Below are 432 nucleotides of genomic sequence, written 5' to 3' on the forward strand. Positions count from 1 at the left end.
CAGGGCAAACGCATGAACGTTTCTTGATCAGTTAATACAACATTTGCATTCAATCCGTGTTTGATGAATGATCGTGCCCTTTTGAAGCCGATGACCCTATTAGACCGTATGATGCAGCTAAATGACCCACGCCAACAAGCAAAATGTACCCATGATTTAGGGGAAGTCGTTTTCATGACTACCTGTGCGATACTTTGTGGTGCGGACGACTGGGAGTCGATTCAGCTCTTTGCCGATACTAGAAAGGACTGGTTTAAACAATTTCTTCGATTACCTGGCGGCATTCCATCGCATGACACCTTTAACCGCTTATTTTCTTTGTTGGATCCGGCCTGTTATCGAGAAATGTTTTGTGGCTGGATTCAAGATATGTTGATCGATACTCCATTATCTGGCGTCGTCGCGATTGATGGAAAGACGGTGCGGGCGTCG

General features: G+C 45.6%; 1 protein-coding gene. It reads left to right on the forward strand.

The window, feature by feature from the left end:
* Window positions 1–63: 63 nt before the first annotated feature.
* On the forward strand, window positions 64–432 hold a 369-nt coding region (locus V6259_RS19655), incomplete at its 3' end, for an ISAs1 family transposase (protein WP_341585971.1).

This window comes from Marinomonas sp. TI.3.20 (assembly GCF_038155025.1).
In the GTDB taxonomy this organism is placed as follows: domain Bacteria; phylum Pseudomonadota; class Gammaproteobacteria; order Pseudomonadales; family Marinomonadaceae; genus Marinomonas; species Marinomonas flavescens.